Source organism: Pseudomonas saliphila (genome assembly GCF_008638345.1).
Lineage (GTDB): Bacteria > Pseudomonadota > Gammaproteobacteria > Pseudomonadales > Pseudomonadaceae > Halopseudomonas > Halopseudomonas saliphila.
Map to the genome: position 1 here is coordinate 312,353 of NZ_VTVA01000001.1, position 24,530 is coordinate 336,882.

At 59.7% G+C, this 24,530-nt stretch carries 24 protein-coding genes; 8 read left to right on the plus strand and 16 right to left on the minus strand.

The annotated features are described in order from the left end of the window. The first annotated feature begins 14 nt into the window (after positions 1-14). A complete protein-coding gene (locus FHK95_RS01415) occupies positions 15-1,049 on the plus strand; it encodes a cytochrome-c peroxidase (protein WP_178114675.1) in 1,035 nt (344 codons plus the stop codon). Positions 1,050-1,151: 102 nt separating this feature from the next. Here the strand turns inward: FHK95_RS01415 and FHK95_RS01420 are convergent, their stop codons facing one another. Next, positions 1,152-1,463: a Nif3-like dinuclear metal center hexameric protein gene (locus FHK95_RS01420; RefSeq protein WP_150302793.1), complete on the minus strand. Its 312-nt coding sequence runs from the start codon at positions 1,461-1,463 to the stop codon at positions 1,152-1,154. A 159-nt stretch (positions 1,464-1,622) separates the two neighbouring features. Next, positions 1,623-5,519: a phosphoribosylformylglycinamidine synthase gene (purL, locus tag FHK95_RS01425; protein ID WP_150302794.1), complete on the minus strand. Its 3,897-nt coding sequence runs from the start codon at positions 5,517-5,519 to the stop codon at positions 1,623-1,625. A 165-nt stretch (positions 5,520-5,684) separates the two neighbouring features. Between purL and mltF the strand changes: the two genes are divergently transcribed. Further along, positions 5,685-7,268: a membrane-bound lytic murein transglycosylase MltF gene (gene mltF, locus FHK95_RS01430; protein WP_235906681.1), complete on the plus strand. Its 1,584-nt coding sequence runs from the start codon at positions 5,685-5,687 to the stop codon at positions 7,266-7,268. Between the two features lie 324 nt (positions 7,269-7,592). On the opposite strand, the gene tadA is transcribed toward mltF, so the two are convergent. The 4 genes from tadA to FHK95_RS01450 form a co-directional block, all read right to left on the minus strand. After that, on the minus strand, positions 7,593-8,051 hold the full coding sequence (tadA, locus tag FHK95_RS01435) for a tRNA adenosine(34) deaminase TadA (protein ID WP_150302795.1): 459 nt from the start codon (positions 8,049-8,051) through the stop codon (positions 7,593-7,595). Between the two features lie 3 nt (positions 8,052-8,054). Continuing rightward, a complete protein-coding gene (gene cysN / locus FHK95_RS01440; RefSeq protein ID WP_150302796.1) occupies positions 8,055-9,962 on the minus strand; it encodes a sulfate adenylyltransferase subunit CysN in 1,908 nt (635 codons plus the stop codon). A 21-nt stretch (positions 9,963-9,983) separates the two neighbouring features. Next, on the minus strand, positions 9,984-10,889 hold the full coding sequence (cysD, locus tag FHK95_RS01445; RefSeq protein ID WP_150302797.1) for a sulfate adenylyltransferase subunit CysD: 906 nt from the start codon (positions 10,887-10,889) through the stop codon (positions 9,984-9,986). 147 nt (positions 10,890-11,036) lie between these two features. Then, positions 11,037-11,810 carry a Nif3-like dinuclear metal center hexameric protein gene (locus FHK95_RS01450; RefSeq protein WP_150302798.1) on the minus strand — a complete coding sequence of 258 codons (774 nt, stop codon included), beginning with the start codon at positions 11,808-11,810 and terminating at the stop codon, positions 11,037-11,039. Between the two features lie 143 nt (positions 11,811-11,953). Here FHK95_RS01450 and FHK95_RS01455 point away from each other — a divergent pair, with 143 nt between their 5' ends. Beyond that, positions 11,954-13,099 (plus strand): S1C family serine protease, encoded by a 1,146-nt coding sequence (locus tag FHK95_RS01455; protein ID WP_150302799.1) that lies wholly within the window; start codon positions 11,954-11,956, stop codon positions 13,097-13,099. Positions 13,100-13,142: 43 nt separating this feature from the next. Here the strand turns inward: FHK95_RS01455 and hisC are convergent, their stop codons facing one another. The 10 genes from hisC to FHK95_RS01505 form a co-directional block, all read right to left on the minus strand. Continuing rightward, positions 13,143-14,198 (minus strand): histidinol-phosphate transaminase, encoded by a 1,056-nt coding sequence (gene hisC / locus FHK95_RS01460; RefSeq protein ID WP_150302800.1) that lies wholly within the window; start codon positions 14,196-14,198, stop codon positions 13,143-13,145. 84 nt (positions 14,199-14,282) lie between these two features. Then, a complete protein-coding gene (gene hisD, locus FHK95_RS01465; protein ID WP_150302801.1) occupies positions 14,283-15,593 on the minus strand; it encodes a histidinol dehydrogenase in 1,311 nt (436 codons plus the stop codon). Positions 15,594-15,625: 32 nt separating this feature from the next. Then, positions 15,626-16,273 (minus strand): ATP phosphoribosyltransferase, encoded by a 648-nt coding sequence (gene hisG, locus FHK95_RS01470; RefSeq protein ID WP_150302802.1) that lies wholly within the window; start codon positions 16,271-16,273, stop codon positions 15,626-15,628. Positions 16,274-16,283: 10 nt separating this feature from the next. Beyond that, positions 16,284-17,549, minus strand: coding sequence for a UDP-N-acetylglucosamine 1-carboxyvinyltransferase (gene murA / locus FHK95_RS01475; RefSeq protein WP_150302803.1), 1,266 nt, complete (start codon positions 17,547-17,549; stop codon positions 16,284-16,286). A 27-nt stretch (positions 17,550-17,576) separates the two neighbouring features. Next, positions 17,577-17,816, minus strand: coding sequence for a BolA family protein (locus tag FHK95_RS01480; RefSeq protein ID WP_150302804.1), 240 nt, complete (start codon positions 17,814-17,816; stop codon positions 17,577-17,579). Positions 17,817-17,852: 36 nt separating this feature from the next. Continuing rightward, positions 17,853-18,173: an STAS domain-containing protein gene (locus FHK95_RS01485; protein ID WP_150302805.1), complete on the minus strand. Its 321-nt coding sequence runs from the start codon at positions 18,171-18,173 to the stop codon at positions 17,853-17,855. Further along, positions 18,170-18,814: an MlaC/ttg2D family ABC transporter substrate-binding protein gene (locus tag FHK95_RS01490; protein ID WP_150302806.1), complete on the minus strand. Its 645-nt coding sequence runs from the start codon at positions 18,812-18,814 to the stop codon at positions 18,170-18,172. Before FHK95_RS01490 ends, FHK95_RS01485 begins: the two co-directional genes overlap by 4 nt. Positions 18,815-18,826: 12 nt before the next feature. Continuing rightward, complete coding sequence (gene mlaD / locus FHK95_RS01495) at positions 18,827-19,291, minus strand: outer membrane lipid asymmetry maintenance protein MlaD (RefSeq protein WP_150302807.1); 465 nt, start codon at positions 19,289-19,291, stop codon at positions 18,827-18,829. A 19-nt stretch (positions 19,292-19,310) separates the two neighbouring features. Beyond that, positions 19,311-20,096: a lipid asymmetry maintenance ABC transporter permease subunit MlaE gene (mlaE, locus tag FHK95_RS01500; protein ID WP_150302808.1), complete on the minus strand. Its 786-nt coding sequence runs from the start codon at positions 20,094-20,096 to the stop codon at positions 19,311-19,313. After that, positions 20,093-20,908 (minus strand): ATP-binding cassette domain-containing protein, encoded by an 816-nt coding sequence (locus FHK95_RS01505; protein ID WP_150302809.1) that lies wholly within the window; start codon positions 20,906-20,908, stop codon positions 20,093-20,095. The genes mlaE and FHK95_RS01505 overlap by 4 nt, the downstream gene beginning before the upstream one ends. Before the next feature lie 285 nt (positions 20,909-21,193). Here FHK95_RS01505 and FHK95_RS01510 point away from each other — a divergent pair, with 285 nt between their 5' ends. Genes FHK95_RS01510 through lptB form a run of 5 tightly spaced genes read left to right on the plus strand, consistent with a single transcriptional unit; the run spans position 21,194 to position 24,514 of the window. Continuing rightward, a complete protein-coding gene (locus FHK95_RS01510; protein WP_150302810.1) occupies positions 21,194-22,165 on the plus strand; it encodes a KpsF/GutQ family sugar-phosphate isomerase in 972 nt (323 codons plus the stop codon). Further along, positions 22,162-22,698 carry a KdsC family phosphatase gene (locus tag FHK95_RS01515; RefSeq protein ID WP_150302811.1) on the plus strand — a complete coding sequence of 179 codons (537 nt, stop codon included), beginning with the start codon at positions 22,162-22,164 and terminating at the stop codon, positions 22,696-22,698. Before FHK95_RS01510 ends, FHK95_RS01515 begins: the two co-directional genes overlap by 4 nt. After that, on the plus strand, positions 22,695-23,276 hold the full coding sequence (lptC, locus tag FHK95_RS01520) for an LPS export ABC transporter periplasmic protein LptC (RefSeq protein WP_150302812.1): 582 nt from the start codon (positions 22,695-22,697) through the stop codon (positions 23,274-23,276). Before FHK95_RS01515 ends, lptC begins: the two co-directional genes overlap by 4 nt. Further along, the gene (lptA, locus tag FHK95_RS01525) at positions 23,263-23,796 is read left to right on the plus strand and encodes a lipopolysaccharide transport periplasmic protein LptA (protein WP_150302813.1); all 534 of its coding nucleotides are present in this window, start codon (positions 23,263-23,265) and stop codon (positions 23,794-23,796) included. Before lptC ends, lptA begins: the two co-directional genes overlap by 14 nt. After that, on the plus strand, positions 23,789-24,514 hold the full coding sequence (lptB, locus tag FHK95_RS01530) for an LPS export ABC transporter ATP-binding protein (RefSeq protein WP_150302814.1): 726 nt from the start codon (positions 23,789-23,791) through the stop codon (positions 24,512-24,514). Before lptA ends, lptB begins: the two co-directional genes overlap by 8 nt. The last annotated feature ends 16 nt before the right edge of the window (positions 24,515-24,530 follow it).

Genomic DNA, 24,530 nt, shown 5'->3' on the forward strand with positions numbered 1-24,530 from the left:
GAGAGGAGATTTCCATGAAGATCAAATTGTTGTATCTGGCCCTTGCCACGGGTCTTGGCCTGAGTTCGGCGGCCTTGGCTGATCGCGCTACCAGCGAACCCATTCAGCCGATCGAAGAAGCCAAGGTGACCGAACCCGCCAAGGTCGAGCTGGGCAAGAAATTGTGGTTCGATCCGCGCCTGTCCCGTTCCGGCTTCATCTCCTGCAACTCGTGCCATAACCTGAGCAGCGGCGGCAGCGATAACTTGCCCACCTCCATCGGTCACAACTGGCAGCAAGGCCCGATCAACTCGCCGACAGTACTGAACTCTAGCCTGAGCGTGGCCCAGTTCTGGGATGGCCGGGCAGCCGACCTTCAGGAGCAGGCCGCTGGCCCGATTTCCAATCCCATGGAAATGGCGTCGACTCACGTCCTGGCGCTGGATGTGATCAGCTCGATACCGCAGTACCTGCAGGCGTTCGAGGAGATCTATGGCACCAAGGAAGTAACTATCGACAACGTGACTGACGCGATCGCAGTATTCGAAGAAACCCTGGTCACGCCCAATTCACGTTTCGACCAGTGGCTCAAGGGCGACGACAAGGCCCTGAGCGACGAGGAACTGCTCGGTTACCAGACGTTCAAGGACATCGGCTGCGTGGCCTGTCACAACGGCCCGGCGGCGGGCGGGACCTCTTTCCAGCGCATGGGTGTGGTCGAGCCCTATCAGACCACCAACCCCGCCGAAGGCCGCGTCGCCGTCACCGGCAAGGACAGCGACCGTTTCAACTTCAAGGTGCCAACCCTGCGCAACGTCGAGCTGACCTACCCCTACTTCCACGACGGCGCCTACTGGGAGCTGGAGAAGGCCGTGGATGTGATGGGTCGTCTGCAGTTGGGACGGGAACTGAAGGAAGACGAGATCGGCAATATCGTTGCCTTCCTCAAAACCTTGACCGGCGATCAGCCTGACTTTCAGCTACCGCATCTGCCACCGTCTACCAACGATACCCCGCAGCCTATTCCCTTCGAGCTCAATCCAGAGGCGACTAAAGCAGAAAGCGAGTGAAGGTTGCATCAGCGAAACCTGCGTAACGATTTCGCTCGGCTGACAGATGCAGGCGCCAGGGACGGCGCCACGCATTTAATGAGTCCCGACCCCCAACAAGCTTCAGATATCAGCTAGCCGCCAGACATCATAGGCTGGCTCTTCGTAAGGGTGCGCGGTTTTCAGTGCCGCCACCGATGGCTCGATCAGCTCGTCGCTGCACACCAGCTCGACGCGGTACTCAGCCAGTTTTTCCAGTTCGCCCCGTTTACCAATGTATGGCTGGGCCCCCGCCCGCGGCCGAAATTGACCTTCCCCCAGCACCTGCCAGCAACACTGCTCATAATCGCCGATACGACCGCCGCCGACATCGAATATCGCCTGTTTGACCGGCTCGAGGTGCGATTCGGGGACGTAAAAACACAGTTTGTACATAAGAGCGCTCCGCACATGAGGATTTGTTGCAGTCTTGCAGCGCGCCGGGCATTTCACAAATACCCGCAGTGGTTGACGTCCATCCGGCACGCCCAATCCATTAATCACAGGGCAAAAAAAACCCGAAGCCAGGCTCCGGGTTTTTCAGCGCCAGCTGGATCAGCCGACCCAGGCTCGCGCGTTACGGAACATGCGCATCCAGCCGCCATCCTCGCTCCACTCCTGCGGATACCAGGAGTTCTGCACCGCCCGGTACACCCGCTCGGGGTGCGGCATCATGATGGTTACCCGGCCGTCCGCCGTGGTCAGACCGGTAATACCGCGCGGGGAACCGCCCGGATTGGACGGATAGCGCTCGGTCATGCGGCCACGGTTGTCGATATAGCGCAGGGCAACGCTGCTGCTTGCCTCACAGGCATCCACCGCCTCACTCGAAGTGAACTCGGCGTGACCCTCACCATGGGCAACCGCAATCGGCAGCCGCGAGCCGGTCATGCCGCTGAGGAAGATGGAAGCAGACGGCTGCACCTCGACCATCGCCACCCGCGCTTCAAACTGCTCGGAGCGGTTGCGTACAAAATGCGGCCAGTGCTCACTACCGGGGATCAGCTCGCGCAGATTGGACAACATCTGACAGCCATTGCAGATACCCAACGCGAAGGTTTCCGGACGGGCGAAGAAATTGCTGAAGGCTTCCCGCGCGGTATCGTTGAACAGGATCGACTTGGCCCAGCCCTCGCCGGCACCGAGCACGTCGCCGTAAGAAAAACCACCGCAGGCAACCAGACCCCGGAAGCTGTCGAGCTCAATGCGGCCGCTGAGGATATCGCTCATATGCACGTCAATGGCGTTGAAGCCGGCGCGGGTAAAGGCGGCTGCCATTTCCACCTGGCCGTTTACACCCTGCTCGCGCAAAATCGCTACGCGCGGACGGATACCGGTGTTGATATAGGGCGCGGCGACGTCTTCGTTCACATCGAAGCTGAGCAGCGCCTGCAAACCGGGATTGGCGTCATCCGCCAGGCTGTCGAATTCCTGGTCAGCGCAATCGGCGTTGTCACGCAGCCGCTGAATCTGCCAGCTGGTCTCGCTCCACGCCTGTTGCCATTCGCTGCGCGTTCCGCTCAGCACGGTCTGCTCGTTATAGGTGAAGCTCAGCGTCTGCTCCTTCACCGGGCGACCAATGACGGCACTGCAATTACCCAGACCCACCGCGCTCAATGCATTGAGCACCTCCTCGGTAGCGGCCTGACGCACCTGAATGACTGCGCCCAGCTCCTCATTGAACAGCGCAGCGGGCAGATCAGCGACCTGGTCGGCCAGCACGTCCAGCGTGATCTGCAGACCGCAATGCCCAGCAAAGGCCATTTCAGCCAGCGTCGTCAGCAGGCCACCGTCCGAACGGTCGTGGTATGCCAGCAACAGATCATCGTTATTCAGACCCTGGATCACCGCGAAAAGGGCCTTCAGATCCTCGGCATCATCCAGGTCAGGTGCTTCACTGCCCATGCGGTTGTACACCTGCGCCAGCGCCGACCCGCCAAGCCGGTTCTGCCCACGTCCCAAGTCGATAAGAATCAGATCGGTCTCACCCTGATCCAGGCGCAGCTGAGGCGTCATGGTCTGACGCACGTCCTGCACTGGCGCAAAGCCGGTGACCACTAGCGACATTGGTGAGGTCACGCTTTTTGCTTCGTCACCTTGCTGCCAGCGGGTTTGCATGGACATGGAGTCCTTACCCACCGGAATGGTGATACCCAGTTCGGGGCACAGCTCCATTCCGACCGCGTGGACGGTCTCATATAAACGGACGTCTTCACCGGGGTGGCCCGCAGCGGCCATCCAGTTGGCAGATAACTTGATATCCGAGAGTTTATCGATACGCGCCGCGGCGAGATTGGTCACCACCTCGGCCACCGCCATACGGCCTGACGCCGGCGCATCCAGCAGCGCCAGCGGCGTGCGTTCGCCGAGGGCCATGGCTTCACCGGTGTATACATCGAAGCTGGTCGCGGTAACGGCACAATCAGCGACCGGTACCTGCCAGGGCCCGACCATCTGATCGCGCGCCACCAGACCGGTAATGCTGCGATCGCCGATGGTGATCAGGAAGCTCTTGCTGGCCACCGCGGGTAGACGCAGCACGCGGCTTACCGCGTCCGTCAGTTCAAGCCCGGTACCGTCAAAGTCGTCGCCTTGCTCAGCTTCACGCTCGGCGCTGCGGTGCATACGCGGCGGTTTGCCGAGCAAAACCGATAGCGGCATATCCACCGGCATATTGTCGAAATGGCGGTCGCTGAGGGTCAGCAACCGCTCTTCAGTGGCTTCACCAACCACCGCGAAGGGGCAACGCTCGCGCTCGCAAATGGCCTGAAAACACTCAAAGTCCGCTGGATCGACGGCCATCACGTAGCGTTCCTGGGACTCGTTGGACCAGATTTCCAGCGGGCTCATACCAGGCTCATCGTTGGGTATGTTGCGCAGCTCGAAACGACCGCCGCGACCGCCGTCATTTACCAGCTCGGGGAAGGCATTGGACAGACCACCCGCACCCACATCGTGAATGAAGCGGATCGGGTTCTTGTCACCCAGCTGCCAGCAACGGTCGATGACCTCCTGGCAGCGGCGCTCCATTTCCGGGTTCTCGCGCTGTACCGAGGCGAAATCCAGATCCTCGGCGCTGCTGCCGGTGGCCATGGACGAGGCCGCGCCGCCGCCCAGACCAATCAACATGGCCGGCCCGCCAAGCACGATCAGCTTGGCACCGACCGGGATTTCGGCTTTCTCCACGTGATTGGCGCGGATGTTACCCAACCCTCCGGCAAGCATGATCGGCTTGTGATAGCCGCGGATTTCCGGCCCGCGCGGCGACGCCAGCGTCTGCTCGAAGGTACGGAAATAGCCGGTCAGATTCGGACGGCCAAATTCATTGTTGAACGCGGCGCCGCCCAGCGGGCCTTCGATCATGATCTGCAAGGGTGTGACAATACGATCCGGCTTGCCGTTGTCCTCTTCCCAAGGCTGTACGAAACCGGGAATACGCAGGTTGGAAACGGTGAAACCGGAGAGGCCCGCCTTGGGCTTGGCACCCCGACCGGTGGCGCCCTCATCACGGATCTCGCCACCGGAACCGGTCGACGCACCCGGAAAGGGTGCAATCGCCGTCGGGTGGTTATGCGTCTCAACCTTCATCAGAATGTGCACCGGCTCCTGGTGAGCACGGTATTCACCGCTGGCGGCATCCGGGAAGAAGCGCCCAGCGACAAAGCCCTCGATGACCGACGCGTTATCCTTGTAGGCCGACAGCACGCCTTCGCTGTGCAACTCGTAGGTGTTCTTGATCATGCCGAACAGGCTCTTGTCCTGAGCCTCGCCGTCGATATCCCAGGTGGCGTTGAATATCTTGTGTCGGCAATGCTCGGAGTTAGCCTGGGCAAACATCATCAGTTCAACGTCGCTGGGGTTGCGTTCCAGGCCCTTGAAGCTGTCCACCAGATAATCGATTTCGTCGTCGGCCAGTGCCAGACCCAGCTCAATATTCGCCTGCTGCAGTGCCTCGCGTCCGCCGGAAAGAATATCGACGGTGCTCAGCGGCTTGGGCTCGGTGTGCTTGAACAGATTCTCCGCCACCTGCAGATCCTCCAGCGCCAGCTCGGTCATGCGGTCGTGCAGCAGATCTGCCACGATCGCCCGATCCGCAGCGCTCAATTCACCCCGGATGTAATAGGCCGTGCCCCGCTCCAGCCGAACGACAGCGTCGAGACCGCAATTATGCGCGATGTCGGTGGCTTTACTCGACCAGGGCGAGATGGTGCCGAAACGTGGAACAGCCAGAATCAGCGTGCCAGCGGGCTCTTCCACCGTAACCGATGGGCCATACTTGAGCAGACGCGCAAGCACCTGCTCGCTGTGCTCATCAAGCTCCGCCCCGAGCTCGGCAAAATGCATGAATTCGGCATACAGGCCCTGCACCGCAGGCACACTGGATTGAAGCCGCGCAAGCAGCTTGTCACGGCGAAAATCGGAAAGGGCTGGGGCTCCACGCAGGATTTGCATGTCGATATAGGCCTCGGGGTGCTGGAAGGGAAAATTGAAGGCCCATAGGATACCTCAAGAGGTGCTTTCCCACCACGCTGAGGAGCGACACTCCCAGGCCGTGATCAGGCTCTCGGTGACAAGCGAAGCACTACCGCCTCCCGCCGCTATTGCGAAGCGGCGGATTTGCATATACTTGCGCGCATGCGTCCCATACCCCTGATCAACACAGCCGCGGAAGATCCAGGCGAGGCAGCCAGCACACGGCAGCACTCACCGCTGAGCGCGCCGGGCGCGTCGAGTCTGCTCGCGCGTGGCCTCAGACGTACGACAGCGCCATGGTCGTTCAAAGGCTGGGCAACAACGTTGGCGGTTGTGTTCCTGGCAAACCTGCTGGCCGGCTGCGATAAGCCCGACCGCCTGGAGGAGATCCACGAAGAGGGGGTTCTGCGCGTCATCACCCGCAACACCCCCACGACCTATTATCAGGACCGTAACGGCGATACCGGCCTCGAGTACGAGCTCAGCAAACGTTTTGCCGACAGCCTCGGCGTGGAGCTGGATCTCACTACCTCCAACACGCTCGACGAACTGTACCAGCGCCTCGGTGCCGAGGAAGGCCCGGACCTGGCCGCCGCCGGACTGACCATCAACCCGGCGCGCGAGGGCCAGGTGCGCTTTGCCGAACCCTATCTCGACGCCACGCCGCAGGTGGTGTATCGACGCGGCACGCGCCAACCGCGCAACCTCGGAGACATTTACGGTAAACGGGTGATGGTGCTCAAGGGCAGCACACTGGCCGACCAGTTACGCGATCTGCAGCTCGAACACCCTGAGCTGATGTTCGAGGAATCAGACAACCTGGAAGTGGTGGACCTGCTGCGGCTGGTCAACGATAACGAAATCGATCACGCAGTGGTCTATTCCAACGAGCTGGTCGTCAACCAGGCGTTCTACCCCGCCGTGCGGGTCGGCTTTGATCTCGACCAGCCCCAACCTATCGCCTGGGTACTGCCGCACAGCAACGACAACAGCTTGCTTGAAGCGGTGTCTGCGTTTTTCGAAACGATCAAGGAGGACGGGACACTGGATCAGTTGGTCGAACGCTTCTATGGCCATTCGGATGTGCTCGACTATGTAGGCGCCCGCGCATTCGCTCGGCACATGCAGAACAGACTGCCACGCTTTGAAACCCTTTTCCGTCAGGCCGGCGATCAGTACGCACTCGATTGGCGATTGCTGGCCGGCATGGGCTATCAGGAATCTTTATGGGACCCGGACGCACGCTCGCCCACCGGCGTGCGGGGTCTGATGATGCTCACCCTGCCCACAGCCAAATTTGTCGGCGTGACCAATCGGGTAGATCCAAAGCAAAGTATTTTCGGGGGCGCCCGCTATCTGGTGTGGGTACGGGATCAGTTATCAACGGATATACCCGAGCCGGACCGGACCTGGTTTGCCCTGGCAGCCTATAACGTCGGCCTTGGCCATCTCGACGACGCGCGCATTCTGACCCGCAACAACGGCCGCGACCCAAACCGCTGGATCGATGTCAAAGACCATCTCCCGCTGCTGGCCAAGAAGCAGTGGTACACCCAGACCCGCTACGGCTACGCCCGCGGTGTGGAACCGGTCAATTACGTGCAGAACATCCGGCGTTACTACGAAATCCTGCAATGGATAACCCAGCCCCAGTCCGAGACAGGCCGGCTGCCGGACAGCAACTACCATACGCCGGGCATCCTGGAGCAGTTACCGCAGGGGATTTGATGATGCGCGACGATTAGCCTGTGGGAGGGGCGACTCGCCGCGATTGGTTTCGTGCGATAAGCGCAAAACTCTTTGATTAATTGGCTACAAGCAAAACAATAACTCGTACGCACCGGACTAACTGTGTCCAGTTCTGATGGCTTGTGCGGGCTGATAGCAATCGCGGCGAGTCGCCCCTCCCACAAATGCAGCTGGGTGGCGCGTTCGGGCTCGGTAATCAGGCACAAGCAGACAACTACCGGTACGGTAGAGCGGCGGGGACGAGCAGCGGTTACCCAATGAAAAGATCTCAGGACGCCTCGGGATGTGCCATGAAACATGAAACTAGCGTTCGCGCCGCGCCTTGAAAAACGCAGTCAGAACAGCAGCGCACTCCTCCTCAAGCACCCCGCCTTCCACTTCGACGCGATGATTCATCCAGGACTGCGCCAGAATCTGGCTTCGGCTCATCACCGCGCCCGCGCGGGGCTCGCTGGCGCCAAATACCAGCCGCTTGACCCGGCTGTGAATCAGCAGCCCCGCACACATGGTGCAGGGCTCGAGGGTCACGTATAGGGTGGAATCGGGTAAGCGGTAGTTCTGCTGCGTCGCTGCCGCCTGACGCAGCGCGACCATCTCGGCATGAGCGCTGGGGTCGTGGCTGGTAATGGGCTGGTTGAAGCCTCTGCCGATTATCTGGCCATCCTGCACCAGAATGGCCCCCACCGGCACCTCGCCACAGGCGGCGGCCTGTTCGGCCTCCGCCAGCGCGAGACGCATGAAGTCAATATCGGCAGGTTTCATAGGTCAGATCAGTGACCGCTCACGGAGCAGACCGATCACCTTGTCCACGCAACTCTCAAGATCCATCTCCGCGGTATTCAGCACCAGCGCTGCTTCCTCGGGCGCTTCATAGGGATAGGAAACTCCCGGCACGGTGTTGTCCGCATTCGCAGCGTAGAGACCCGAAGGATCACGTGTCTGACAGACCTCAAGCGGCGCATCCAGATACACCTGCAGGCAGCGCTCCCCCAGAATGTGTTTGGCAGCCGCGCGGCCTTCTTCGGTCGGTGCCATAAAGGCGCCCAACGCAATAAGCCCCGCTTCATTGAGCTGTCTGGCGATGCGAGCACCCTTCTGCAGATTTTCCGCGCGGCCCAGCGCATCCTGGCCGACACCCTTGCTGAGATCCTGACGCAGCACCTTGCCATCCAGTACGTAACAGGCGCGGCCGCTATCGAACAGCTTGCGCTCTACTGCGTAGGCAATAGTGCTTTTGCCGGACCCGGACAACCCGGTAAAGAGAACGGTGACCGGCTCCTGACCGAAACGCACAGCGCGTTCCGATGCGGTCACGTGGGCCAGACGACCATGATGACTACCGCTGGTGTTCTGCCCAAGCAGCCCCTTGGCCACGATCATGCCCGCGCCAACGGTGCCATTGGTCATGCGGTCGACAACGATGAAGGCGCCCGAGACGTGGTTGGCGCGGTAATCGTCATAGGCGATCGGCCGTTCCAGCGCCAGCTCGACCCGGCCAATCTCGTTCAATTCCAGCTGCGCAGCAGTCTGCTTTTGCAGCGTATTGACGTTGATCTGGTGCAGTATCCGGGTAAAGGAGCCCGGACTGGTGCTGGTGGCACGCTTGATGTCGTATTTGCGGCCCGGCTGCATCGGCTGCTCGGCCATCCACACGATATCGGCTTCGAATTGATCGCCAATCAGCGGCCGGTTATCCACGTGGGCGAGCATGTCGCCGCGGGAGATATCCACCTCGTCTTCCATGGTCAAGGTCACGGCCTGACCGGGGCCGGCGCTTTCCAGCTCACCGTCGAAGGTCACAATGGATTTGACCCGGCTGGTCTTGCCCGAAGGCAGCACCACCAGTTCGTCGCCCTTGTGGACGATGCCGGACGCCACGGTACCGGCGAAGCCGCGGAAGTTCAGGTTCGGTCGGGTGACCAACTGAACCGGGAAACGCAGATCTGTAAGGTTACGATCGGCCGCAATCTCGACGGTCTCAAGAATCTCCATCAGCGAAGGCCCGGTATACCAGGGGCTGCGCTCGCTGCGATTGACTACGTTGTCGCCCTTCAGCGCCGACATCGGCACGAAGTGCACGCTGCTGCCGTCCAGCAGCTCCAGGCCACTGGCGAAGTCGCGGTAATCGTCGCAGATCCGATCGAATACAGTCTCGTCGAATTCCATCAGGTCCATCTTGTTGACGGCGACCACGATGTGCTTGATGCCCAGCAACGAAGCGATAAAGCTGTGCCGGCGGGTTTGCGTCTGTACGCCGTAGCGCGCATCAATCAGGATGATCGCCAGGTCACAGGTCGAGGCCCCGGTGGCCATGTTGCGGGTGTACTGCTCATGACCGGGGGTATCGGCGATGATGAATTTGCGCTTGGCAGTGGAAAAGTAGCGATAGGCGACATCAATGGTGATGCCCTGCTCGCGCTCGGCCTGCAGACCGTCGACCAGCAGCGCCAGGTCAACTTCCTCACCGGTGGTGCCGGACTTCTTGGAGTCGCGGGTGATGGCTTCCATGTCATCTTCATAGATCATCTTGGAGTCGTGCAGCAAACGGCCGATCAAGGTGCTTTTGCCGTCGTCGACGTTGCCGCAGGTCAAAAAGCGCAGCAGCTCCTTACGCTCGTGCTGCCCCAGATAGGCCAGGATGTCCTGACTGATAAGATCTGATTGGTGACTCATGTAATTCTCCGGGGTGAGCGCTTAGAAATAGCCTTGGCGTTTCTTTTCTTCCATCGATCCGGCTTGATCGTGGTCGATCACCCGGCCCTGGCGCTCGGACGTGCGGGTCAGAAGCATTTCCTGAATGATTTCCGGCAGCGTGGCAGCGGTGGATTCCACCGCGCCGGTCAGCGGATAACAGCCCAGGGTACGGAAGCGGACCATCTTTTCTTCCGGCACTTCGCCCTCTTCCAGCGGCATACGTTCGTCGTCAACCATGATCAGCGAACCGTTACGCTCGACCACCGGACGCTTGGCGGCGAAATACAGCGGCACGATGGGAATGCTTTCCAGATAGATGTATTGCCAGATGTCCAGCTCGGTCCAGTTCGACAGCGGGAACACGCGAATGCTTTCACCCTTGTGCACCTTGCCGTTGTAGATATCCCACAACTCGGGACGCTGGTTTTTTGGATCCCAGCGGTGATGCTTGTCGCGGAAGGAATAGACGCGCTCCTTGGCGCGTGACTTTTCCTCATCACGGCGGGCGCCACCGAAGGCCGCGTCAAAGCCGTACTTGTCCAATGCCTGCTTCAGACCCTGGGTCTTCATCACGTCGGTATGCACCGCGCTGCCGTGGGTGAAGGGTCCGATGCCCTGCGCCACACCTTCGGGATTTTTGTGAACCAGCAGGTCCAGGTCCATTTCCTCGACGATGCGCTCGCGGAAACTATACATTTCGCGGAATTTCCAGCCGGTGTCGACATGCATGACCGGAAACGGCAGACGACCGGGGTAAAAGGCCTTGCGGGCCAGATGCAACATGACCGCGGAGTCCTTGCCGATCGAATACAGCATCACCGGATTCTGAAACTCGGCGGCCACCTCACGAATGATATGGATGCTTTCGGCTTCCAGTTGCTTGAGATGTGTCAGTTTTTCGAGCATGGCGTACTCACGATGAAGGGCAGTCAGATAGGCCGGCATTGTAACAAAGCCACATGCATCTAATAAGCTGCCTTTTAATACCTTTAAAGCATAACCATATACTGGGCAGGCTGGCGCTGATTCAACAGGACGCGCAAGCGCAGCGGGTCAGACCGGGTTATCGATATCGACAAATTCATGCGCTATTCCGAATTGCTCCGCCAGCTTCTCCCCCAGCGCCTGTACACCGTAACGTTCGGTAGCGTGGTGGCCAGCCGCAAAGAAATGAATGCCATTCTCCCGCGCACTGTGGACCGTCGGCTCGGATACTTCACCTGTGACAAAGGCATCCATGCCCAGGGCGATGGCTTTTTCGATGTAGCCCTGGGCCGCGCCGGTGCACCAGGCGATACGCTTGATAGGTCGGTCATTCCCGGCGATATGCAAGGGCGCCCGGCCGAGTACGCGCGTCAGGCTTTCGGTCATTTCACAGGCCGATTGCGGTTTTTCAAGCTCGCCGTGCAGGCCCACCGAGCGCGGGTTCTCCGGCTCCAGCCCGCCGCGAATCCGCCAGCCAAGCAAGCGCGCAAGCTGGACGTTATTACCCACCTCGGCATGCACATCCAGCGGCAGATGATAGGCAAGCAGGCTGATATCGTGATCAAGTAACGCCTTGATACGGTTTTTCTTGATACCGGTCAGCGGAGCGGACTCGCCCTTCCAGAAGTACCCATGGTGGACCAGCAGCATGTCCGCACCCCGCGCGATAGCGGCGTCAATCAAGGCCTGACTGGCAGTGACGCCGGTAACCAGGCGCTGTACTCGATCGCGACCTTCGATCTGCAGCCCATTCGGGCAGTAGTCCTGGAACGCCGCGCTTTCCAGCATGGCATCGCAATAGGCAACCAGGTCGCGACGCGCGACCGAGCCTTTTTCGCTCATGATATTCTCCAACCGATGAACAGATTCTGCATTCTCAGACCCAGACGCAGCCTTTTCAAGAACTCACGCTCCACAGGCTCGCCGCATGTACTTATAATGGCGGGTTAATCGACTGGCCGACCACGGTCTCAAGGGACAGATTTATGAAGGATCTCGTGCGTAATCTCGCCTGGCCGGTGGCCTGCGGCCTGCTGGCAGCGCTGCTGATCGTCCAGAAATACCCACACTGGCTCGGCTTGCCGGAAACTAGCAATGTCGCCATCCAGATGGCCCCGCAGGCCGCCGCTCCGTCGGTCGGCCCTGCCTCCTATAGCGACGCCGTTCAGCGCGCCGCCCCGGCAGTGGCGAGCATCTTCACCAGCAAGGAACTCGAAGGTGAAACGAATGGGCAGCAGCGTGGCCGGACCCTGAGGGATTATTCCGACACCATGCCCGCGCCCGCCCGGCGCCAGTCGAGCCTGGGGTCGGCGGTAATCCTGAGCCCCGACGGCTATCTGCTGACCAATAATCACGTGATCGCCGACGCCGACGAGATTCTGGTGGCCTTGCAGGATGGTCGCGAAGCACTCGCACGGCTGATCGGCACGGACCCGGAAACCGATCTGGCGGTACTCAAAATCGATCTGCCCAACCTGCCGGCCGTTACCATCAGCTCCAGCGATGAACTCAGACAGCGCACCGGCGATGTAGTCATGGCCATCGGCAACCCCTTCGGCCTGGGCCAAACGGTGACCATGGGCATTATCAGCGCCACGGGGCGCAACCAGCTGGGACTGAATACCTATGAAGACTTCATCCAGACCGATGCTGCGATCAATCAGGGCAATTCGGGCGGTGCGCTGATCGATGCCCACGGTAACCTGATCGGCATCAATACGGCGATTTTCTCCCAATCTGGCGGCTCCCAGGGGATCGGTTTCGCCATCCCGGCTCGCCTGGCCTATGAAGTCATGCACGAAATCATCGCGGCTGGCAGGGTCATTCGCGGCTGGCTCGGTGTAGAGGTGCAGCCCGTAACGCCCGAGCTGGCAGCCTCGTACAACCTGAAACAGAATGAAGGGATCGTGATTACCGGACTGTATCGCGATGGCCCGGCATGGCAGGCAGGGCTGCAACCCGGTGATCTGATCTTGCGTATCGACAATCAACCCGCCAGCAGCGGACGCGACGCCATGAATCAGGTGGCACGTGCTGATCCTGGCGAAACAGTGACCATGGAGGTCCTGCGCGACGGCAACACCCATACCTTCGTCGCGCAGGTGGGCGTTCGGCCCAGCTTCAAGCCCTGACGGGCCAGCAGAGGGGCGTTGATCGCCCCTTCGCCTCAGGTCATCAGAGCAGCTGCTTCAGTGCCTCGAGCAGCGCCTGATTCTGTTCTTCTGTACCGATAGTAATGCGCAGGAACTGGTCAATCCGCGGCGCATTGAAGTGCCGCACTATCACCCGTTGCTCCCGCAAGCCCTGCGCCAGCCCGGCAGCGTCACATGTGGCATGTCGCGCGAAAATGAAATTGGCCGCGGAAGGCAGCACCTCGAATCCGAGGAGCTGCAGTGCTGTGGCAAGATGCTCGCGACTGCGTATGACCGCCTGGCATGTGGCACGGAAATATTCGTCATCCTCAAACGCGGCGACCGATCCGAGGATAGCCAGGCGGTCCAGTGGATATGAATTGAAACTGTTCTTGATCCGTTCCAGCGCTTCGATAAGATCCGGATGCCCCACCGCAAAACCGACCCGCAACCCTGCCAGTGAGCGCGATTTGGACAGGGTCTGAGTCACCAGCAGATTGGCATAACGGTCAACCAGGCTGATTGCCGTTTCACCGCCGAAATCGATGTAGGCTTCATCCACCACGACCACCGAGTCAGGGTTGGCCTGCAGAATCACTTCGATCTTGTCCAGGCCCAACAACACACCGGTAGGCGCATTCGGATTGGGGAAGATAATGCCGCCATTTGGCTGCTGATAGTCTTCTGGGCGGATACTGAAATCCGCGGCCAACGGCAGGGTTCGAGCTTCGATGCCGTACAGGCCGCAATACACCGGGTAGAAGCTGTAGCTGATATCCGGGAACAGCACTGGCCTATCGTGCTGGAACAGCGCATGAAAGATGTGCGCGAGCACCTCGTCGGAGCCGTTACCCACAAAAACCTGCTGCGGCGTGACCGAGTGATAATCGGCGATTGCCGACTTCAAACTGTCGGCGTTGGGCGCAGGATAGAGCCGCAGGCTGGCATCGACGCCGCCGCGTATTGCCTCAAGTACCTGCGGTGACGGACCGTAGGGATTCTCGTTGGTGTTGAGCTTGACCAGGTTATCCAGCTTCGGCTGCTCGCCCGGAACATAGGGCACCAGATTTTTGACAAAGGGACTCCAGAAGCGGCTCACTGATCAATCCTCGGCATGAAGCGTTGAGCTAAAAGCGCGGGAGCTCAAACCGACGAGCATCCAGCCGATTTTCAGCTCTCGCTGTTAATCTTTGATTCGATATTCTGCGCTGCGCGCATGCGCGGTCAGGCTTTCGCCCCGCGCCAGCACGGATGCGGTTTTCGCCAGTTCCGAGGCGCCCTCTGGTGAGCAGAAGATCACCGACGAGCGTTTCTGAAAGTCATAGACGCCAAGCGGCGAGGAGAACCGTGCGGTACCGGACGTCGGCAGCACGTGGTTCGGACCCGCGCAATAGTCGCCCAGCGCCTCAGGCGTGAAACGACCCATGAAGATGGCGCCGGCGTGACGAATCTTCGGCAACAGCGCGTCCGGATCCGCAACAGACAACTCCAGGTGTTCCGGAGCAATCCGATTGGACACCTCGATGGCCTGTTCCAGACTGGCAACCTTGATCAGCGCGCCCCGGCTTTCCATCGACACCCGGACCATATCGCAGCGCTCCAGACTGGACAGCAGCTTGTCGAGACTGGCCTGGACCGCATCGAGAAACGCCGCGTCCGGTGACAACAGGATCGACTGGGCCTTCTCATCGTGCTCAGCCTGTGAGAACAGATCCATGGCGATCCAGTCCGGATCAGTCTGACCGTCACAGATCACCAGGATTTCCGAGGGTCCGGCGATCATGTCGATACCGACCTGACCAAACACCGCGCGCTTGGCAGTGGCCACGTAGATATTTCCAGGCCCGACAATCTTGTCGACCCGGGGGACACTTTCGGTACCGTAGGCCAGCGCCGCCACCGCCTGGGCGCCACCGATGGTAAACACCCGATCAACACCGGCCAGACAGGCCGCGGCCAATACCAGCTCGTTGATCTCGCCCCGCGGGGTTGGCACCACCATGACCACTTCACGCACGCCTGCGACCTTGGCTGGGATGGCGTTCATCAGCACCGAGGAGGGATAGGACGCCTTGCCACCGGGCACATAGAGCCCCGCCCGATCGAGCGGGGTAATCTGCTGACCCAGTACGGTGCCGTCAGCCTCGGTGTAGCGCCAGGACTCCTGACGCTGATGTTCGTGATAGATGCGAACACGCTCAGCCGCCACTTCCAGCGCGGTGCGCTGTTCCGGCGTGATGCGTTCAAGGGCCAGTTCGAGCCGCTCGCGCCCGAGAATCAGATCGGACATCTGCGCCACGTTCAGATCGTCAAACCGCGCCGTATACTCGACCACGGCGGCGTCACCACGCTGACGCACAGCGTCAATGATTTCCTCGACGCGCTGGTTCACCGCGCGGTCAGATACCCCTTCCCACGCCAGCAGCGTATCCAGATGCTGATTGAAATCGACCTGGTCGGCGTCGAGACGAGCGATTTTCAATGGCGTGTTCATGGGCGCGCTACCTTTGTAAAGAGAGTGACAGATCAAGCAGTTTCAGTGCGGCGCTCGACGGCATCACCGAGCACATCAATCAACGCCTTGATGCGGGCATGCTTCATCTTCATTGCTGCCTTGTTGACAATCAGCCGCGAGCTGATATGACAGATCAGCTCCTGCGGCTCGAGGCCGTTGGCACGCAGCGTATTGCCGGTATCGACTACGTCGATGATCTTGTCCGCCAAGCCCACCAGGGGTGCCAGCTCCATGGAGCCGTAGAGCTTGATGATTTCGACCTGGCGCCCCTGTTCTGCGTAGTAACGCCGCGCCACATTGACGAACTTGGTGGCCACACGCAGCCGTCCCTTGGGCTCGGGCGTATTGACCGGACCTGCAGTCATCAGTCTACAGTTCGCGATTTTTAGATCCAGGGGTTCATACAGCCCCTGACTGTCGTACTCCATCAGCACATCCTTGCCCGCCACGCCCAGATCGGCGGCGCCGAGCTCCACGTAGGTCGGCACATCAGTGGCACGCACAATCAACAGACGTACGTCCGGATCGCTGGTGGGAAAGATCAGTTTACGGCTCTTTTCCAGATCCTCGATCGGTTCGATGCCGGCGAGCTTCAGCAGCGGCAAGGTATCATCGAGGATACGGCCCTTGGACAGGGCAATTGTCAGACTCTGGCTCATTACTGCTCCCTCAAGCGGGCACCCGACGAATACAGGCCCCCAACGCTTGCAACTTTTCCTCGATGCATTCATAGCCGCGATCGATGTGGTAAATACGATCAACCAGCGTGTCGCCATCAGCAACCAGACCGGCGATGACCAGGCTGGCTGAGGCGCGCAAATCAGTCGCCATGACCGGGGCACCCTTGAGCCGCTCGACGCCGGTAACGATCGCCGTGTTGCCCTCGATCAGAATATGAGCGCCCATGCGGTTCATTTCCTGAACGTGCATGAAGCGATTCTCGAACACGGTTTCAACGACCGTGCCTGTGCCTTCTGCGACCGCATTCATCGCGATGAACTGCGCCTGCATATCCGTCGGAAAGGCCGGGTACGGAGCGGTGCGTAGGTTGATCGCCCGGGGCCGGTTGCCTTTCATGTCGAGACTGATCCAGTTCTTGCCCGTGTCGATCTGCGCGCCCGCCTCTTCCAGCTTGAGCAGTACCGCCTCCAGAATGGATGGATCGGTGCCCTTGAGCTTGACGCGGCCGCGAGTGGCTGCAGCAGCAACCAGATAGGTACCGGTCTCGATCCGGTCCGGCATGACCGAATAGCGCGCAGCGTGAAGGCGCTCAACGCCTTCAATGGTGATCGTTGCGGTGCCATGCCCGGTGATATTGGCGCCCATGGCGATCAGGCATTCAGCCAGGTCAACCACTTCCGGTTCGCGGGCAGCGTTTTCCAGTACCGTCCGCCCCTTGGCCAGGGTTGCCGCCATCAGCACGTTTTCGGTACCGGTCACACTGACCGTATCAAAAAAGAAATGCGCGCCGCGCAGGCCGCCCGGGGGCGCCTTGGCCTTGATGTAACCGCCGTCCACGGTAATTTCCGCACCCATGGCTTCCAGGCCGCGGATATGCAGATCAACCGGACGCGTACCGATAGCGCAACCGCCCGGCAGTGCGACTTCGGCCTGGCCGAAATGCGCCAGCATCGGTCCCAATACCAGGATCGAAGCGCGCATGGTCTTGACCAGCTCATAGGGCGCCACCAGGGTAGTGATGCGCGTCGAATCCACTTCCACATTGAGCCGCTCGTCGACGACGGGCTCGATACCCATGCGACCGAACAGTTCAATCATGGTGGTGATGTCATGCAGGTGCGGCAGATTGCAGATAGTAACCGGCTCATCAGCCAGCAGGGTGGCGGCCAGAATTGGCAGAGCCGAATTCTTGGCCCCGGAAATGCGGATTTCGCCGTCGAGGCTATCGCCACCGGTGATGATCAGTTTGTCCATTCGGGTCTCTTTAGTCGGGGCCTTCCTTCAGGAACGGCTGGTCCATTCTTCAAGGGTAAAAAATTTCATTGTGACGGCATGAATACTGCCGTCGGTGATCGGCTGATTGAGCAGTGCATACACCTGCTGTTGACGCTTGACCGGCGGCAATGCCTTCAGTTCGTCACTGATCAGGTTGAGCTGAAAATTGCAGCCTTCGCCTTCTACTTCCACCTGCGCTCCTGGTAGTTGCTCTTCAAGTAACTTTTTCACTTCGTGCGCGTGCATGAGCATTTCTCCTGTGGCGTTGCGTTGCGGTGCGGTTCAGTTGGCTTGCGGTGAAACAGTCACGGAAGCCAGCCACTCGTCAAGCTGGCATACGGTGGCGATGCTGCGCAGCGCCTGCGGCACCTCGGTCAGGCGCAAATTGCCGCCCTTTTCGCTCAGTCTGCGGGCAGCGACCAGAATCAACGACAATCCAACGCTGTTCGCCCGGCTAACGCCTGAGAGATCAAGGAGAACATCCTGCCCAGCGCTGTCAATCGCGCTCTCGAGCTCAGAACGTACGGATACAGCTGTCGCAAAGTCGAGCTCACCCTCGATACTGATCCGGGCGCCCTCCTCGCTGACAACCCTTGCCTTCACTGCGCCTCACCCTTGGCAACTTTCTCGCGAGATTCAGCTACCACCCCGCCCCAGTTGTCGATCACCTTGTCCAGATCATTGTTATGCGTCTGCATGGCCTGGGCGAACTGGTCACGGAACAGCAGGCCGATATTGATACCTTCGACAATGACGTTACGCACCATCCACTGACCATCCTTGTTGACCATGGTGTAGGTCGCGGGATAAACCGTGCCGTTGGCGGTCTTGATTTCCATGTTGACGCTGGCGCGGTCCTCGCGCTTGTCGCGGTTGCGCGGCGGCAGAACGCTGATTTCGCCGCTATCAAATTCCAGCAAGGCGTTGCCATAGAACTGCACCATGCTGCGCTTGAAGGTCTCGATAAACCGCTGGACCTGCTCCGGGCTGGCATCACGGCTGAATCGCACGGTCATGACGCTGCGCGCGATACCTTCATAGTCGACCACCGGATCCAGCACTTCGCTGAGGCCTTCCAGGAAAGCGGCGGAATCCTTTTTATAGAGCTCGCGATTGGAGTCGAGCACGTCCATCACGCGGTTCGACGTATCCTCCACCACTTGTTGCGGTGTAGCGGAAGCCGCCTGAGCAAACAGGGGAACCGACAGAGCCAGCACCAGGGCCAACTTGATTACGTTACGCATTTTTCTCTCCGATTAATCATCGCTGCTGACGGTATTGAGCAGGAAGCGCCCGATCAGCTCTTCAAGCACCAGGGCCGACTGGGTGTCATAGATCTCATCACCCTCGGCAAGCATCATGTCATCACCACCTACCGAAATCCCGATGTACTTCTCACCAAGCAAACCCGCCGTCACAATCGAGGCAGCACTGTCCGCCGGCAAGGTATCCACGTCGCTGAATATGGCCATCTCTACTCTGCCGGTGTAGCGGTTCTTGTCAAACTGGATATCGGTCACCTGGCCAATTGTCACACCCGCCATGGTGACGCGGGCTCGGGTAGTCAGGCCTGACACATTGTCGAAATGGGCATAGACCTTATAGACATCCCCGGTAGTATTCGTTGACAGGCCACTGACCCGCACGGCAAGGACCGCGAGCGCCAGCAGTCCGGCGAGAATGAACACGCCTACTGTCAATTCCAGAGTACGCATACGCATCTTGGGTTTCCTTGGGTAATCAAAACATCAAAGCGGTGAGAATGAAGTCCAGGCTCAGAACGGCCAGGGACGCGTAGACGACAGTGCGGGTGGTTGCCCGGCTGATGCCTTCGGAGGTCGGATCGCAATCATAGCCCTGGAATACTGCAATCCAGGTCACCACGAAAGCAAATGCCACTGACTTGATCAGGCCGTTGAGAACATCCTCACCAAACTGAACGGAGTTCTGCATATTCGACCAATAGGAGCCGGAGTATACGCCGAGCCAGTCGACCGCGACCATGGCGCCACCCCAGATTCCCACGACGCAGAAGATCATTGCCAGCAACGGCATGGAGATAAATCCCGCCCAGAGCCGCGGGGCGATCACATACTTGAGCGGATCGACGCCGATCATCTCAAGACTGGATAACTGCTCGGTGGCTTTCATCAGGCCGATTTCCGCCGTCAGCGCCGATCCGGCACGACCCGCGAACAGCAATGCCGTGACCACCGGTCCCAGCTCGCGCAGCAGCGTCAGTGCCACCATCTGTCCGACCGCCTGCTCAGAGCCGTAACCGGACAGAATGTTGTAGCCCTGCAGCGCCAGCACCATGCCGATGAACAGCCCGGACACCACGATGATGACCATGGACAACACGCCGACGGCGTACAGCTGGCGCACCAGCAGACCGAATGCGTTACCAAACTGTGACCTGCCCGCCAATGCCTGGAACAGAAATATGCCCGAGCGCCCCAGCGTGCCTACCACATCCAGACCGGACCGCCCCAGCAGGGCAATCCGGTCAGTCATCGAAGCTTTCATCTGCTCTCCTTGCCCAACAGATCATCGACGTAGCCATTCGCCGGATAATGGAAGGGCACCGGACCATCCGGCTCGCCCTGCATGAATTGCCGAATGCGCGGATTATCCGAATTCATCAGATCCTCGGGTTTGCCCTGCCCCAGCACCATGCCATCGCCCACCACATATAAATAGTCGGCAATGCCGGCGGTCTCAGCCAGATCGTGGGAGACGACAATGCTCGTCAGCCCCAGCGCATCATTCAACAGCCGGATCAGACGGACCAATACCCCCATCGAAATCGGGTCCTGGCCCACGAATGGCTCGTCGTACATCAACAGCTGAGGATCAAGAGCAATAGCCCGGGCCAGCGCCACGCGGCGCTGCATGCCACCAGACAGCTCGTCGGGCATCAGCTGGTATGCGCCACGCAAACCCACCGCCTGAAGTTTCAGCAACACGATGTCGCGGACCATTTCTTCCGGCAGATCGGTATGCACGCGCAGTGAGAAGGCAACATTCTCGAATACGCTAAGGTCGGTAAACAGCGCACCGCTCTGGAACAGCATGCCCATCTGCTGGCGAGCCTCGAACAGCTCGCTACGGCCCAGCTTGGGGATGTCCTGATCATTAACCATGATAGAGCCGCTGTCCGGACGCAGCTGGGCGCCAATCAGGCGCAACAGCGTGGTCTTGCCACAACCGGACGGCCCCATGATGCCGGTGACCTTGCCTCGAGGGATGCGGATATCGACATTATCAAAGATCAGGCGCTCTCCTCGCGAGAAGGAAACCTTTTGCATATCAACGATGTAGTCCGACGATACGGCCATATGAACGAACCTGATCCTGGGGTGCCGCGAAGGTGCGGCAAAAATGAACGCGCTAATATACCAGTTCAACCGGCTCGCCCCAAGGTGCGCAGTGTTCACAACCAATTGCGGGTTAAAAACACCGCGACAGGACTCATTTGGTTGCAAAACAACGCGTGACGAGCACGGCGCGGCTGCTTCAAGCGCGACGAGCAACCGATGCTGCGCCAAACAGGCCGACCCAGCGTGAGTTGGACGGGACAAGGCGTTATACTCGCCGCCTGATCAAACCAAGACGCAGATTACATGTCCGAATTCGATTTTATCGCCTCAGCACAACGCACCATCAGCATGGAGCGCGACGCCGTCAATAGCCTGCTGGCCAGGCTCGACCAACATTTTGGCATTGCCTGCCAGACCCTCTTGGACTGCAAAGCGCGCATCGTGGTCACGGGTATGGGCAAATCCGGTCATATCGCCCGGAAAATGGCAGCGACGCTGGCCAGCACCGGCTCACCGGCATTTTTTGTGCACCCCGGCGAAGCCTCGCATGGCGACATGGGCATGATCACCCGCAATGACGTGGTCATCGCCCTGTCCAATTCGGGCAATACCGCCGAGCTGGTCACCCTGTTACCACTCATCAAGCGTCTTGGCGTCCCAATGATCAGCATTACCGGCAATCCGGACTCGACCCTGGCTCGGGCTGCGATCGCCAATTTGCATACTGGCGTCGAAATGGAAGCCTGCCCGCTGAACCTGGCACCGACTTCAAGCACCACTACGGCACTGGTCATGGGCGATGCCCTCGCTATCGCCATGCTCGAAGCCCGGGGATTCAGCGCCGAGGATTTTGCTTTTTCACATCCAGGCGGCACCCTCGGCCGGCGCTTGCTGCTGCTGGTAGATGACATCATGCATGCTGGCGAGCGCATGCCGATGGTTTCACCGGACACCCGACTGCGCGATGCGCTTCTGGAAATGACCCACAAAGGGCTTGGCCTGACCGGCGTGGCGGATGAAAGCGGTTCACTGGTAGGCATATTCACCGACGGCGATCTGCGTCGCACGCTTGATCACAACGTCGACATCCATAACGCGTCCATCGCCAGTGTGATGACGTCTCGGCCCAAGACTGTCAGTCAGGGTGCACTGGCTGCCGAGGCGCTGAAGGTCATGGAGGACGCCAAGATCAATGGTCTGTTCGTTGTCGACAACGCCGGTAAACCGGTTGGAGCGCTGAACATGCATGACTTGCTACGGGCGGGAGTGGTATGAAGCAATTTCCGGAAATTCCTCTGTTCGAACGGGCTCAGGCTATTCGCCTGGCAATCTTTGACGTGGACGGCGTATTGACTGACGGGCGGCTGTATTTCATGCCCGACGGCACCGAGTTCAAGTCCTTCAACACCCTGGACGGCCATGGCATCAAGATGCTGATTGCCTCGGGCGTCGAGACGGCAATCATCAGTGGGCGCAACTCCCCCCTGGTAGAAAAGCGCGCTGCCAACCTGGGCATCCAGTACCTGATCCAGGGCCGGGAAGACAAGATCAATGCGCTGGAGGAGCTGCGCCAACAGATACAGCTCAAATATCAGCAGATCGCCTTCCTGGGCGATGATCTCCCGGATTTGCCGGTGATGCGCCTGGTCGGCCTTGGCATGGCTGTCGCCAGCGCTGACGCCTTCGTACGCGAACACGCCCATGGCGTAACGCAGAATGCCGGCGGGATGGGGGCTGCACGCGAATTCTGCGAGCTGATCATGCGCGCCCAGGGCACGCTTGATGCCGCGCAGGCTGCCTACCTGTGAGTTTCAATCCGCCCCGCTACCTGGTGGTCGGTGCCATTGTCGGGATCGCCGTGGCGATTGCGCTGGCGATGGGCTACTGGAACATTCGGCCCGGCAGCTTCAGCGAAACAGTGTTGGTGGACGACCCGACCCAGCCTGATTTCTTCATGGAAAACAGTCACATCACCATGCTCAATCCCGACGGCACGGTACGCTATGAGCTCACCAGCCGACGCGCCACGCACCTGGCCAACGAAGACAGCACTCGGCTGGAAGCGCCAAACCTGTTGTACTACCGCGCGGACGAGCAGCAACCCTGGTTGGTAACTTCGCGCACGGGATGGATTACCGAAGGCGGTGACCGGGTCCAGCTGAATGACGATGTGTTGCTCAAGCAGGAGATACCTGACGAACCGGTATCGCAGATGACCACATCGGCCCTGACGGTATTCCCCTCGAGGGATTACGCCGAGACTGATCAGGACGTTAGAATCGAAGCAGTCAGTGGCGTTACCACCGCCACTGGCATGCATGTCTATTTCCAAGACGGCCGCATGCAGCTGCTGTCCAACGTACGAGGCCTACATGAGGTGCGTTAAATCCCTGGCGCTTGTTGCCCTGTTGCTCGGCCCCTGTTTTCAGGCACTAGCCCTTCCCGAAGACAGCAATCAACCCATTCGTATTCAGGCCAATACGGCCAACCTCGACGACCGGCGCAATATCGCCGTGTACACCGGGGACGTTATTGTGACCCAGGGCAGCATGCGCCTGACCGGTAACGAGGTGACCCTGACCACCAATGCTGAAGGTGAGGTAAGCAAAATCGTCAGCGTAGGCAACCCCGCCACGTTCAAACAGACGCCCAACCCGAATAAAGGCCCGGTCAACGCCCGCGGACGGACCATTGAATACTATGCCGCCGAGGAACGGGTGGTGCTGATCAATAACGCGCATCTGGACCAGGACGGCAATACCTTTGAAGGTGAATATGTCACCTACAACGTGGCCGAAGAAATCGTCGATGCCGGACGCCCCGGCGAAAGCGCCGAGAAGCCCGGTCGCATCGAGATGGTGATTCAGCCGCGCAATCGCACGCCGGAGCCGGCCAATAATGATTAAGCTACAGGCGCACCACCTGGCCAAAGCCTACAAGTCGCGCAAGGTGGTGCGGGATGTTTCCCTGTCGATCACCAGCGGCGAAGTGGTCGGCCTGCTGGGGCCGAACGGTGCGGGCAAGACGACCTGTTTCTACATGATCGTCGGGTTGGTCAAGGCTGATGAAGGCAAGATCCAGATCAATGGCGTCGACGTGACTGGTCTGCCTATGCACGGTCGCGCGCGCCAGGGTATTGGTTACCTGCCGCAGGAAGCATCCATCTTCCGCAAGCTGACCGTCGGCGAGAACATCATGGCGATTCTCGAGACCCGCAAGGATCTCAATCGCAAGGGTCGCGAGGGCAAGCTTGAGTCACTATTGCGCGAGTTTCATATCCATCACCTCAAGGACAGCAAGGGCATGAGCCTGTCCGGTGGCGAGCGCCGGCGAGCGGAGATCGCCCGCGCACTGGCCACAGAGCCGCGATTCATATTGCTCGACGAGCCCTTTGCCGGCGTGGATCCGATATCCGTCAACGACATCAAACAGATTATCCAGCACCTCAAGGACAAGGACATTGGCGTGCTGATAACCGACCACAATGTGCGCGAGACACTGGATATCTGCGATAAGGCGTACATTGTCAACGACGGCCACATCATCGCTGAAGGCGACGCGGAGACCGTGCTAGCCAACCAGTTGGTGAGGGACGTCTACCTCGGTCACGCCTTCCGTCTGTAAAAGCCGCTTGGGTTCA